Annotated in this window: 9 protein-coding genes and 4 tRNA genes; 10 read left to right on the top strand and 3 right to left on the bottom strand. The window is 56.0% G+C overall.

The genetic code is table 11. The features are described 5' to 3' along the window. Positions 1-35: 35 nt before the first annotated feature. Positions 36-773, bottom strand: coding sequence for a UDP-2,3-diacylglucosamine diphosphatase (gene lpxH, locus FHL07_RS10800; protein ID WP_138738457.1), 738 nt, complete (start codon positions 771-773; stop codon positions 36-38). After that, on the bottom strand, positions 770-1,273 hold the full coding sequence (locus FHL07_RS10795; protein ID WP_095001712.1) for a peptidylprolyl isomerase: 504 nt from the start codon (positions 1,271-1,273) through the stop codon (positions 770-772). Before FHL07_RS10795 ends, lpxH begins: the two co-directional genes overlap by 4 nt. 277 nt (positions 1,274-1,550) lie before the next feature. Here FHL07_RS10795 and FHL07_RS10790 point away from each other — a divergent pair, with 277 nt between their 5' ends. After that, positions 1,551-3,248: a glutamine--tRNA ligase/YqeY domain fusion protein gene (locus FHL07_RS10790; protein ID WP_095019323.1), complete on the top strand. Its 1,698-nt coding sequence runs from the start codon at positions 1,551-1,553 to the stop codon at positions 3,246-3,248. A 22-nt stretch (positions 3,249-3,270) separates the two neighbouring features. Next, entirely contained in the window at positions 3,271-4,653 is a 1,383-nt protein-coding gene (cysS, locus tag FHL07_RS10785; protein WP_095001710.1) for a cysteine--tRNA ligase, read from the top strand. 220 nt (positions 4,654-4,873) lie between these two features. On the opposite strand, the gene folD is transcribed toward cysS, so the two are convergent. Beyond that, a complete protein-coding gene (gene folD, locus FHL07_RS10780; protein WP_088377854.1) occupies positions 4,874-5,731 on the bottom strand; it encodes a bifunctional methylenetetrahydrofolate dehydrogenase/methenyltetrahydrofolate cyclohydrolase FolD in 858 nt (285 codons plus the stop codon). Between the two features lie 280 nt (positions 5,732-6,011). Here folD and FHL07_RS10775 point away from each other — a divergent pair. The 8 genes from FHL07_RS10775 to lon all read left to right on the top strand — a co-directional run bounded on the left by FHL07_RS10775 (position 6,012) and on the right by lon (position 12,858). Then, a tRNA-Arg gene (locus FHL07_RS10775) sits at positions 6,012-6,088 on the top strand. A gap of 41 nt (positions 6,089-6,129) precedes the next feature. After that, positions 6,130-6,205 (top strand) — tRNA-His (locus FHL07_RS10770). A 56-nt stretch (positions 6,206-6,261) separates the two neighbouring features. Continuing rightward, a tRNA-Leu gene (locus FHL07_RS10765) sits at positions 6,262-6,346 on the top strand. Between the two features lie 85 nt (positions 6,347-6,431). Continuing rightward, positions 6,432-6,507 (top strand) — tRNA-His (locus tag FHL07_RS10760). A gap of 359 nt (positions 6,508-6,866) precedes the next feature. Beyond that, positions 6,867-8,177: a trigger factor gene (tig, locus tag FHL07_RS10755; protein ID WP_029611584.1), complete on the top strand. Its 1,311-nt coding sequence runs from the start codon at positions 6,867-6,869 to the stop codon at positions 8,175-8,177. Between the two features lie 90 nt (positions 8,178-8,267). After that, on the top strand, positions 8,268-8,909 hold the full coding sequence (gene clpP / locus FHL07_RS10750; RefSeq protein WP_095001709.1) for an ATP-dependent Clp endopeptidase proteolytic subunit ClpP: 642 nt from the start codon (positions 8,268-8,270) through the stop codon (positions 8,907-8,909). Between the two features lie 106 nt (positions 8,910-9,015). Then, a complete protein-coding gene (clpX, locus tag FHL07_RS10745) occupies positions 9,016-10,299 on the top strand; it encodes an ATP-dependent Clp protease ATP-binding subunit ClpX (protein WP_016782313.1) in 1,284 nt (427 codons plus the stop codon). 162 nt (positions 10,300-10,461) lie between these two features. Beyond that, on the top strand, positions 10,462-12,858 hold the full coding sequence (lon, locus tag FHL07_RS10740; RefSeq protein WP_138738456.1) for an endopeptidase La: 2,397 nt from the start codon (positions 10,462-10,464) through the stop codon (positions 12,856-12,858). The last annotated feature ends 34 nt before the right edge of the window (positions 12,859-12,892 follow it).

The following is a 12,892-nucleotide window of genomic DNA, read 5'->3' as shown; positions in this document are numbered from 1 at the left end:
CAGAAACCTTCGCGAGCAGGCTCGCTCCCACGAGTTTACTGTGCGCCAGGCGGAGCAAAATCAAACGGCGTCAGCTGCATGCCTTGCTCATCCACTTGCAGTACCCAGCCCTGGCGGTCCCAGTCACCCAGCACAATGCGCTGGGCGGTCTGTTCGCCGATCTGCAGTTTGTGTATCGCCGGGCGGTGGGTGTGGCCGTGAATCAGGGTGTGCACACCAAAGTGCGCCATGATCCGGGGTACTTCCTCGGGGGTCACGTCAACGATGTCGTTGGCTTTCATGCGGGTCTGGGCGCGGCTTTCGCTGCGCAGCTTGCGCGCCAGTTTATGCCGGGTGCTCAGCGGCAGGTGGCGCAGGACCCACAAAGTGACGGGGTTGCGCAGGATGCGTCGCAGGCGCATATAGGCTTCGTCGCGCGTGCACAGGCTGTCGCCGTGCATCAACAAAACCGCTTCGCCATAGAAGTCGACCACGCTGGGGTCTTTGATCAGGGTGCAGCCAGCCGCTTTACAAAAGGCCTGGCCAAGTAAAAAGTCGCGGTTGCCGTGCATCAGAAAGATCTGCGTGCCGGTCTCGCTCAGGGTGCGCAGCGCTGCACAGATCGAGCGCTGATAGGGGGTCATGGCATCGTCGCCAATCCAGGCTTCGAAAAAGTCGCCCAGGATGTAGAGCGCCTGAGCCGAGCGCGCACGCCCGGTCAGGAAATCCAGAAACGCCCGGGTAATGTCCGGGCGCTCCTCTTCCAGATGCAAATCTGAAATCAGCAGTATCACTCAATGATCTCTGCTTTCTCGACGATCACGTCATCTTTAGGCACGTCCTGGTGGCCGGCTTTGGACGTGGTGGCAACGCCTTTGATCTTGTCTACTACGTCCTGGCCTGCAACGACTTTACCGAATACGGCGTAGCCCCAGCCCTGAGCGGTTTTGCCGCTGTGGTTGAGGAAGCTGTTGTCAGCCACGTTGATGAAGAACTGGGCGGAAGCCGAATGCGGTTCCATGGTGCGAGCCATGGCCACGGTGTACTTCTCGTTCGGCAGGCCGTTGTCGGCTTCGTTCTGGATGCTTGGACGCTTGTCTTTCTTTTCTTTCATGCCTGGCTCAAAACCGCCGCCCTGGATCATGAAGTTGCCGATTACACGGTGGAAAACGGTGTTTTCGTAGTGGCCGGCTTTTACGTATTCGATGAAGTTGGCTACGGTGATCGGTGCTTTTTCAGCGTTCAGTTCGATCACGATGTCGCCGTGGTTGGTGCTCAGTTTTACTTGGGTCATGGTCGTATCGCTCTATCAGGGAATTCGTCGGGCCGGGGAGCGGGGTGAACACACCTCAATCTCCCGGGCTGGCTGGGTAGATACAGCCGCGGGCGGAGTTTAGCGTGCTCGCACGGCATTTCGATGGTGTTTTTCCCATATGGGGACTAAAAGCCGGCATTTCAATCGCTTTGATTGAGCACCTGCTCTGTCAGTGACTTGGCGGCATCGGCTATGATAGGCGCTTTGATTTAGTCGGCCGACCCAGGCCGCGCACCCTGTTACGTTCAAGGATCCTATGAGCAAGCCCACTGTCGACCCCACTCTGAATCCAAAGGCTGGCCCTGCTGTCCCGGCTAACTTCCTGCGTCCAATCGTTCAGGCGGACCTAGACTCGGGTAAATACACACAGATCGTGACCCGCTTTCCGCCGGAGCCAAACGGCTATCTGCACATCGGTCATGCCAAATCCATTTGTGTGAACTTTGGGCTGGCTCAAGAGTTTGGCGGCGTGACGCATTTGCGTTTTGACGACACCAACCCGGCAAAAGAAGACCAGGAATACATCGACGCCATCGAAAGCGACGTCAAGTGGCTGGGCTTCGAGTGGGCCGGTGAAGTGCGTTACGCGTCGCAATACTTCGATCAACTGCACGAGTGGGCGATTTACCTGATCAAAGAAGGCAAGGCCTACGTCTGCGACCTGACGCCCGAGCAAGCCAAGGAATACCGCGGCAGCCTGACCGAGCCCGGCAAGAACAGCCCGTTCCGCGACCGCAGCGTTGAAGAGAACCTGGATCTGTTCGCCCGCATGACCGCCGGTGAGTTTGAAGACGGCAAGCGTGTGCTGCGCGCCAAGATCGACATGGCCTCGCCGAACATGAACTTGCGCGACCCGATCATGTACCGCATCCGTCATGCCCATCACCACCAGACCGGTGACAAGTGGTGCATCTACCCCAACTATGACTTCACCCACGGTCAGTCGGATGCCATTGAAGGCATCACCCATTCGATCTGCACCCTGGAGTTCGAAAGCCATCGTCCGCTGTACGAATGGTTCCTGGACAGCCTGCCAGTACCGGCGCGCCCGCGTCAGTACGAGTTCAGCCGTCTGAACCTCAACTACACCATCACCAGCAAGCGCAAGCTCAAGCAGCTGGTCGATGAAAAGCACGTCAACGGCTGGGATGACCCGCGCATGTCGACGCTGTCGGGTTTCCGCCGTCGCGGTTACACGCCTAAATCGATTCGTAATTTCTGTGACATGGTCGGCACCAACCGTTCTGACGGTGTTGTTGACTTCGGCATGCTGGAATTCAGCATTCGTGACGATCTGGACCACAGCGCGCCGCGCGCCATGTGCGTGCTGCGTCCATTGAAAGTGATCATCACCAACTACCCGGAAGGTCAGGTCGAAAACCTCGAGCTGCCTTGCCACCCTAAGGAAGACATGGGTGTGCGGGTGTTGCCGTTTGCCCGTGAAATCTACATCGACCGTGAAGACTTCATGGAAGAGCCGCCAAAAGGCTACAAGCGTCTTGAGCCTGCGGGCGAAGTGCGTTTGCGCGGCAGCTATGTGATCCGTGCCGACGAAGCGATCAAGGATGCCGATGGCAACATCGTTGAACTGCATTGCTCGTACGATCCGCTGACCCTGGGTAAAAACCCTGAAGGTCGCAAGGTCAAGGGTGTTGTGCATTGGGTGCCGGCGGCTGCCAGCGTCGAATGCGAAGTGCGTTTGTATGATCGTCTGTTCCGCTCGCCGAACCCTGAAAAGGCCGAAGACGGCGCGGGCTTCCTGGAAAACATCAACCCTGACTCGCTGCAGGTACTGACCGGTTGTCGTGCTGAACCCTCGCTGGGCAATGCACAGCCGGAAGACCGTTTCCAGTTCGAGCGCGAAGGCTACTTCTGCGCAGATATCAAGGACTCGAAACCCGGTCACCCGGTATTCAACCGTACCGTGACCCTGCGTGATTCGTGGGGCCAGTGATCAAGTTTTGAAGGAACAAGCCGTGCTTACGATCTACAACACGCTCACCAAGAGCAAAGAAGTTTTCAAGCCGCTGGACGGCAACAATGTGCGCATGTACGTGTGCGGCATGACTGTGTACGACTACTGCCACATCGGCCATGGTCGCAGCATGATTGCCTTCGATCTGGTGACCCGCTGGTTGCGTTTCAGCGGCTACAACCTGACCTACGTGCGCAACATTACGGACATTGAAGACAAGATCATCAATCGTGCGCGTGAAAACGGCGAGCCTTTCGAGGTGCTGACCGAGCGCATGATCGCGGCCATGCATGAAGATGAAGCGCGGCTCAATATCCTCAAGCCGGATATGGAGCCTCGTGCCACGGATCATATCCCTGGCATGCACGCGATGATCCAGACCCTGATCGACAAGGGTTACGCCTATGCCCCGGGCAATGGTGACGTGTACTACCGCGTTGCCAAGTTCATGGGCTACGGCAAGCTGTCGCGCAAAAAGATCGAAGATCTGCGCATCGGCGCGCGCATCGAGGTCGACGAGGCCAAGGACGATCCGCTGGACTTCGTGTTGTGGAAAGGCGTCAAGCCTGGCGAGCCGAGCTGGGAGTCGCCGTGGGGCCCGGGTCGTCCGGGCTGGCACATTGAATGCTCGGTGATGTCTACCTGCTGTCTGGGTGAGACCTTCGATATTCATGGCGGCGGCAGCGACCTGGAGTTTCCGCACCATGAGAACGAAATCGCCCAAAGCGAGGCGGCTACGGGTAAAACCTACGCCAATGCCTGGATGCATTGCGGGATGATTCGCATCAATGGCGAGAAGATGTCCAAGTCCTTGAACAACTTCTTCACCATTCGCGACGTTCTGGCGAAGTATCACCCGGAGGTTGTGCGTTATCTGTTGGTGTCGAGCCACTACCGTAGTTCGATCAACTATTCGGAAGACAATCTCAAGGATGCCAAGGCAGCCCTTGATCGCTTCTATAACGCACTGAAAGGGTTGCCCAAGGTTGCTCCGGCCGGTGGTGAAGCCTTTGTTGAGCGCTTTACCCAGGTCATGAACGACGACTTCGGTACGCCGGAAGCCTGTGCGGTGCTGTTCGAGATGGTTCGCGAGATCAACCGGTTGCGCGAAACCGATCTGCAGGCGGCTGCCGGTCTGGCGGCACGTCTCAAGCAATTGGCCGATGTGCTGGGTGTGTTGCAGCTTGAAGCGGATGACTTTCTGCAGGCCGGTGCTGAAGGCAAGATCGATGCCGCTCAGGTGCAGGCCTTGATCGATGCGCGTCTGGCTGCCCGCGCTGCCAAGGACTGGGCTGAGTCTGACCGTATCCGTGATCAGCTCGCGGCAATGGGTGTGGTGCTGGAAGACAGTAAAGGCGGGACAACCTGGCGCTTGGCTGACTAGATTGCCCGTTGTCTGAACAAAAGCCCGTACGGGGCGTGATGCTGATGATTTTGTGGGAGCGAGCCTGCTCGCGAAGGTCTCGGGTGGGCTTTCGCGAGCAGGCTCGCTCCCACAATTGAGGTCATGGCATTGCGCCAAGTGCGGGCTTTTGTTTGCCCGGATTTTAGCGGCGCCAATAAAAACGGCACCCGAAGGTGCCGTTTTTTTGCAGCGCTTTGCACTAGTTGCCGTGCAATTCTTCGGCTGCGTACAAGGTGTTTTCCAGCAGGCAGGCACGAGTCATCGGGCCTACGCCGCCCGGTACCGGGGTGATCCAGCCCGCGCGGGGCAGGGCGGTCTCGTACACCACGTCGCCCACCAGCTTGCCATCAGCCTGGCGGTTGATGCCCACGTCGATGACGATGGCGCCTTCCTTGATCCATTCGCCTTTGACCAGGCCAGGCTTGCCGGCAGCTACCACCACCAGGTCGGCGCGGCCAACGTGGCCGGCCAGGTCCTTGGTGAAACGGTGGGTTACGGTCACGGTGCAGCCAGCCAGCAGCAATTCCATGGCCATCGGGCGTCCAACGATATTGGAGGCGCCGACAATGACCGCGTCCATTCCGTACAGGTCCTGGCCGGTGCTTTCCAGCAGGGCCATGATGCCTTTGGGGGTGCATGGGCGCAGCAGCGGGATGCGTTGGGCCAGACGACCGACGTTATAGGGGTGGAAACCGTCGACATCTTTGTCCGGACGGATACGCTCCAGCAGTTTGGAGGCATCCAGATGGGCAGGCAGAGGCAGTTGCAGCAGGATGCCGTCGATGTTCGCGTCGTCATTGAGACGGTCGATCAGGTCGGTGAGGTCCTGTTGGGTCGTGTCGGAGGGCAGGTCATAGGCTTGGGAAATAAAGCCTACCTCTTCGCAGTCTTTACGCTTGTGCGAAACATAAACCTGGGAAGCAGGATCGCTGCCGACCAGAATCACTGCCAGACCAGGGGTGCGCAGGCCTTGCTCGTGGCGCTCGGCGACACGTTTGGCAATCTGCTGGCGCAGGCTGGCGGCGATCGCTTTGCCGTCGATTAGTTGTGCAGTCATTACGCGTGATTAACCATCGTAAAGGGTGGAAAAAGGACGTGCATTCTCGCATGCCGCGGCGCGAGGGCAAAGGCGCCTGGTCTGTTTATTGCCCTAACTCCTTTATATTTCTAAACTTTTTTTAAAAAACAGTTGACGACTTACGGGCTCACCTATAACATTCGTCGCACTTGTCGGGCACAGCCTAGCACTGGTTAAGAAGGTAGAGCGAAGTTGTCGTCCAGCTTGGTGATACTGAAAGCACTTGGTTTGTAGTCGTCAAAGAATACAGGCTAACAATGCGCCCGTAGCTCAGCTGGATAGAGCATCCGCCTTCTAAGCGGATGGTCGCAGGTTCGAGTCCTGCCGGGTGCGCCATTAGGCAGCTTTGGCACAAGTAAAGCAGTACAGGCAATATGGTGGGCGTAGCTCAGTTGGTAGAGCACGGGATTGTGACTCCCGTTGTCGAGGGTTCGATCCCCTTCGTCCACCCCATATTTAGAAAGCCGCCAGATTAAAAGTGTGGCGTCTTTGCTTCAAGAGTTTGAAATGCGGATGTGGTGGAATTGGTAGACACACTGGATTTAGGTTCCAGCGCCGCAAGGTGTGAGAGTTCGAGTCTCTCCGTCCGCACCAAATTTTGATAGAGCCGCTTGTAGCGGCTTTTTCTTTGGTTGTAACTGTTTGCTTCTTGGAGCGGCAGGGTTGTAAACGCACTATGGTGGGCGTAGCTCAGTTGGTAGAGCACGGGATTGTGACTCCCGTTGTCGAGGGTTCGATCCCCTTCGTCCACCCCATATTAAAAGAAAACGCCAGACTAACCCTCTGGCGTTTTTTTGTATCTGCGGTTTGAGAATCGCATATAGGGGTGTCGTTCGGCGCCTTGTTTCCCGCATGCTTAGCGTCCTCTGTGATTTGTGTGACAATGCGCGCAGATCGGGGTAGCTCCAAAGGCTGCCCGTTATCGCCAATTGATCAGTGCAGTCTTCTATCTATATAGAAGGCGAGGCGGATGGCTGCTTTTACTTAATTTCTGTCGGCCGTTTCTTAGGGTGTTTGCGGTAGGGTGACTTCTTGAGTTTGACCCACTAGAATGCTTGCCCTTGATTATGGGGTCGGAAACGGCCGGCTAATGTCTGTGCAACGAGGAATATCCATGCAAGTTTCTGTTGAAAATACTTCCGCTCTTGAGCGTCGCATGACCATTGGCGTGCCAGCTGAGCGTATTGAGGCTGAAGTCAACAAGCGTCTGCAACAGACTGCCCAAAAGGCCAAGATCCCGGGCTTCCGTCCAGGCAAGGTGCCAATGAGCGTAATCCGTCAGCGTTACGAAGCTGATGCGCGCCAGGAAGCGCTGGGCAATGTAGTCCAGTCTTCGTTCTACGAAGCTGTGGTTGAGCAGAAGCTGAACCCGGCTGGTGCTCCTTCGATCGAGCCTAAGGTTTTCGAAAAAGGCAAAGATCTGGAATACGTTGCTACTTTCGAAGTATTCCCTGAATTCGAAGTGACCGGTCTGGACACCATCGCTATCGAGCGCCTGAGCGCCGAAGTGGCTGATGCCGACCTGGACAAGATGCTGGACGTGCTGCGCAAGCAGAACACCCGCTTTGAAGTGACTGACCGTGCTGCCCAGAACGATGATCAGTTGAACATCGATTTCGTTGGCAAGGTAGACGGCGAAGTATTCGCTGGCGGCTCCGCCACCGGTACTCAGCTGGTGCTGGGTTCGGGCCGCATGATTCCTGGCTTTGAAGAAGGCCTGGTAGGCGCCAAAGCCGGTGAAGAGCGCGTTCTGAAACTGACTTTCCCTGCTGACTACCAGAATCTGGACCTGGCTGGCAAAGAAGCCGAGTTCACCGTAACCGTGAACACTGTTTCCGAGCCTAAGCTGCCAGAGCTGAACGAAGAGTTCTTCGCCCAGTTCGGTATCAAGGAAACCGGTCTGGAAGGCTTCCGCGCCGAAGTTCGCAAGAACATGGAGCGTGAACTGCGTCAGGCCATCAAGTCCAAGGTCAAGAACCAGGTAATGGACGGCCTGCTGGCTGCCAACCCGATCGAAGTGCCGAAGTCGCTGCTGGCCAACGAAGTTGACCGTCTGCGCGTGCAGGCTGTTCAGCAGTTCGGTGGTAACATCAAGCCTGATCAACTGCCGGCAGAGCTGTTCGAAGAGCAAGCCAACCGCCGTGTAGTGCTGGGTCTGATCGTGGCTGAAGTGGTCAAGCAGTTCGACCTCAAGCCTGACGAAGATCGCGTTCGCGAAATGATTCAGGAAATGGCTTCCGCTTACCAGGAGCCAGAGCAGGTTGTAGCCTGGTACTACAAAAACGACGCGCAATTGAACGAGGTTCGTTCGGTTGTGCTGGAAGAGCAAGTTGTGGATACTGTTCTGCAGAAGGCCAAGGTGACCGATAAAGCGGTCTCTTACGAAGAAGCTGTCAAGCCGGTGGAAGCTCCACAAGCCGACTGATTTCTGACTCGTTAGAAAACACAACCATAAGCCAGCCTCGAGCTGGCTTATGCGTATCCAGACAAGACTATTTGGGAGTGACTGCCGGACATGTCCCGCAATTCTTATATTCAGCAGAACTCTGATATCCACGCCGCTGGCGGCCTGGTCCCGATGGTTGTCGAGCAGTCCGCCCGTGGCGAACGCGCTTACGACATCTACTCGCGCCTCCTGAAGGAGCGAATCATCTTCCTGGTCGGCCCCGTAGAAGACTACATGGCCAACCTGGTGGCTGCGCAGCTGCTGTTCCTTGAAGCCGAGAACCCGGACAAGGACATCCACCTGTACATCAACTCGCCGGGCGGTTCGGTGACTGCAGGCATGTCGATCTACGACACCATGCAATTCATCAAGCCTGACGTGTCGACCATCTGCATCGGCCAGGCCTGCAGCATGGGTGCCTTCCTGTTGGCTGGTGGCGCACCGGGCAAGCGTCACTGCCTGCCGAACTCGCGCATGATGATTCACCAGCCACTGGGCGGTTTCCAGGGCCAGGCGTCGGATATCGACATTCATGCCAAGGAAATCCTCAACATCCGTCACCGTTTGAACTCGCTGCTGGCTCACCACACGGGCCAGACTCTCGAAACCATCGAGCGCGACACCGAGCGTGACAACTTCATGAGCGCCGAGCGTGCAGCCGAATACGGTTTGATCGACTCTGTGTTCAGCAAGCGTCAAATGCCCGCTTAAGCAGCTCAAATGTGGGTGGTTGGGTTAACCGGCCACCTGCGGGCTTGAAAAAGCCCGCAGTTGCCTTCATCTTGTGTTGCAAGCCTATCGGATTTGGATCGATCGAATGACTGACACCCGCAACGGCGAGGACAACGGCAAATTGCTCTATTGCTCCTTCTGTGGCAAAAGCCAGCATGAAGTGCGCAAATTGATTGCCGGCCCCTCGGTCTTTATCTGCGACGAATGCGTTGACCTGTGCAATGACATCATCCGTGAGGAGGTGCAGGAAGCCCAGGCCGAGAGCAGCGCGCATAAATTACCATCGCCAAAAGAAATCAGCGGCATCCTTGATCAATACGTCATTGGTCAGGAACGTGCCAAAAAGGTTTTGGCTGTAGCGGTGTACAACCACTACAAGCGCCTCAACCAGCGTGACAAGAAAAACGACGACGTCGAACTCGGCAAGAGCAACATCCTGCTGATCGGCCCTACCGGTTCGGGTAAGACCCTGCTGGCAGAAACCCTTGCACGCCTGTTGAATGTACCTTTCACCATCGCTGACGCAACCACGCTGACTGAAGCCGGTTACGTAGGCGAAGATGTTGAAAACATCATTCAGAAGCTGCTGCAGAAATGCGATTACGACGTAGAAAAAGCCCAGATGGGCATTGTCTACATCGATGAAATCGACAAGATTTCGCGCAAGTCTGACAACCCTTCGATTACCCGTGATGTTTCCGGTGAAGGTGTGCAGCAGGCATTGCTCAAGCTGATCGAAGGTACCGTGGCTTCCGTACCGCCTCAAGGCGGCCGCAAGCACCCGCAGCAGGAGTTCTTGCAGGTTGATACCCGCAACATCCTGTTTATCTGCGGTGGTGCGTTCTCGGGCCTTGAGAAGGTTGTACAGGCTCGCTCGACTCGCGGCGGCATCGGCTTCAGTGCCGAAGTGCGCAGCAAGGAAGAGGGCAAGAAGGTTGGCGAATCCCTGCGTGAAGTCGAGCCTGACGATCTGGTCAAGTTTGGCCTGATCCCGGAATTCGTGGGTCGTCTGCCTGTGCTGGCAACCCTGGACGAGCTGGACGAGGCTGCCTTGATGCAGATCCTCACCGAACCGAAGAACGCCTTGACCAAGCAGTACGGCAAGCTGTTCGAGATGGAAGGTGTAGATCTTGAGTTCCGTGCCGACGCCTTGAAGGCCGTGGCCAAGCGTGCTCTGGAGCGCAAAACGGGCGCTCGTGGCCTGCGTTCGATTCTTGAAGGCGTGCTGCTCGACACAATGTATGAAATCCCCTCGCAATCCGAGGTGAGTAAAGTTGTGATCGACGAAAGCGTTATAGAAGGCAAGTCCAAGCCGTTGTTGATCTATGAAAACAACGAAGCGACTGCCAAGGTTGCACCTGACGCGTAAATGTAATGCTGGCATTCCACATTGCGTGTTAAAGAAGGGGCCTTCGGGCCCCTTTGTTTTTCCTGTCGTTCAACGCTTGTTTTTTTTCAAGACTGCCCCCATCTTGGCTTCAAGCTTACATCCATCTGATTACGGCCTTATGGCCGCCGTAGAGGCGAAATCATGAAGACAACCATCGAATTGCCTCTCCTGCCGTTGCGTGATGTTGTTGTGTATCCGCACATGGTGATCCCACTGTTCGTGGGACGCGAGAAGTCGATCGAGGCCCTTGAGGCTGCGATGACGGGCGACAAGCAAATTTTGCTGTTGGCTCAAAAGAATCCGGCTGACGACGATCCGGGCGAAGACGCCCTGTATCGCGTCGGTACCATTGCAACTGTTCTGCAACTGCTCAAGCTCCCGGACGGCACGGTCAAAGTGCTGGTTGAGGGTGAGCAGCGCGGTGCGGTTGAGCATTTTGGTCAGGCAGATGGTTATCTGAGTGCCGAAGTCTCCCTGATTGACGAAGTGGCTGCCCCGGATCGCGAATCCGAGGTCTTTGTGCGCAGCCTGCTTTCGCAGTTCGAGCAATACGTGCAACTGGGCAAAAAAGTCCCGGCCGAGGTTCTGTCATCGCTTAACAGCATTGACGAGCCAAGCCGTCTGGTCGATACCATGGCTGCCCATATGGCACTCAAGATCGAGCAGAAGCAGGAAATCCTCGAAATCATCGATCTGCAGGCCCGTGTCGAGCACGTTCTGGCCCTGCTGGATGCCGAGATCGACTTGCTGCAAGTCGAAAAGCGCATCCGTGGCCGCGTCAAAAAGCAAATGGAGCGCAGCCAGCGCGAGTACTACCTGAATGAGCAGATGAAGGCCATTCAGAAAGAGCTGGGTGATGGTGACGAAGGTCACAATGAAATCGAAGAGCTGAAAAAACGCATCGATGCTGCCGGTTTGCCGAAAGATGCAATGGCCAAGGCCCAGGCGGAGCTGAACAAGCTCAAGCAAATGTCGCCAATGTCCGCAGAAGCCACCGTGGTGCGCTCCTACATCGACTGGCTGGTGCAGGTGCCGTGGAAGGCTCAGAGTAAGGTGCGCCTGGATCTCAAGCGTGCTGAAGACATTCTGGACGCAGATCACTACGGTCTGGACGAAGTCAAAGAACGGATTCTCGAATATCTTGCCGTGCAAAAGCGTGTGAAGAAAATTCGTGGTCCGGTTCTGTGCCTGGTCGGTCCTCCGGGTGTAGGCAAAACCTCGCTTGCTGAGTCCATTGCCCACGCAACAAACCGTAAATTCGTGCGTATGGCCTTGGGTGGCGTGCGTGACGAAGCGGAAATTCGTGGCCATCGCCGTACGTACATCGGTTCGATGCCAGGAAGATTGATTCAAAAGATGACCAAGGTTGGTGTGCGCAACCCGCTGTTCCTGCTTGATGAAATCGACAAGATGGGCAGTGACGTGCGCGGCGATCCGGCGTCTGCACTGCTTGAAGTGCTCGATCCCGAGCAGAACCACAATTTCAACGACCATTACCTCGAGGTTGATTACGACCTCTCCGATGTGATGTTCCTGTGTACGTCCAACTCGATGAACATCCCGCCAGCCTTGCTGGACCGGATGGAAGTCATTCGTCTGCCTGGCTACACCGAAGACGAAAAAATCAACATTGCTGTCAAATACCTGGCCCCGAAACAAATTGAAGCCAATGGCTTGAAGAAGGGCGAGCTGGCATTTGATAACGAAGCCATCCGCGACATGATCCGCTACTACACCCGCGAAGCCGGTGTGCGGGGCCTTGAGCGCCAGATTGCGAAGATCTGCCGCAAGGCGGTCAAAGAGCATGCGCTGGAAAAACGCTTTGCGGTCACCGTCACGCCGGAGCTACTTGAGCACTTTTTGGGCGTAAGAAAATTCAGCTACGGTTTGGCTGAAGTTCAGGACCAGATCGGTCAAGTGACCGGCCTGGCCTGGACCCAGGTGGGTGGCGAGTTGTTGACCATTGAAGCGGCCGTTGTTCCTGGCAAAGGCCAGCTGATCAAGACCGGTTCGCTGGGCGACGTGATGGTAGAGTCCATCACCGCTGCATTGACGGTGGTGCGCAGCCGCGCCAAGAGCCTGGGTATCCCGTTGGATTTCCACGAAAAACGCGATATTCACATTCACATGCCCGAAGGCGCTACGCCTAAAGATGGCCCTAGTGCTGGTGTGGGAATGTGTACTGCCCTGGTCTCTGCATTGACCCTGATTCCGGTACGCGCCGATGTTGCCATGACCGGTGAAATTACCCTTCGTGGTCAGGTGTTGGCGATTGGTGGCCTGAAGGAAAAATTACTTGCTGCTCACCGTGGTGGCATCAAAACTGTAATTATTCCTGAAGAGAACGTTCGTGACCTGAAGGAAATTCCTGACAACATCAAACAGGATCTTCAGATTAAACCGGTTAAATGGATTGACGAAGTCCTGCAAATTGCGCTGCAATACGCCCCGGAGCCCTTGCCGGATGTGGCTCCCGAGATTGTTGCCAAGGACGACAAACGAGAATCTGACTCTAAGGAAAGAATTAGCACGCATTAATACGGATTCGCCTGACGGGCTTTCTTGACGCTTT

It is taken from the genome of Pseudomonas sp. FSL W7-0098, assembly GCF_005930585.1.
In the GTDB taxonomy this organism is placed as follows: Bacteria; Pseudomonadota; Gammaproteobacteria; order Pseudomonadales; family Pseudomonadaceae; genus Aquipseudomonas; species Aquipseudomonas bubulae.
This window is presented reverse-complemented; position numbering and strand designations above follow the sequence as displayed.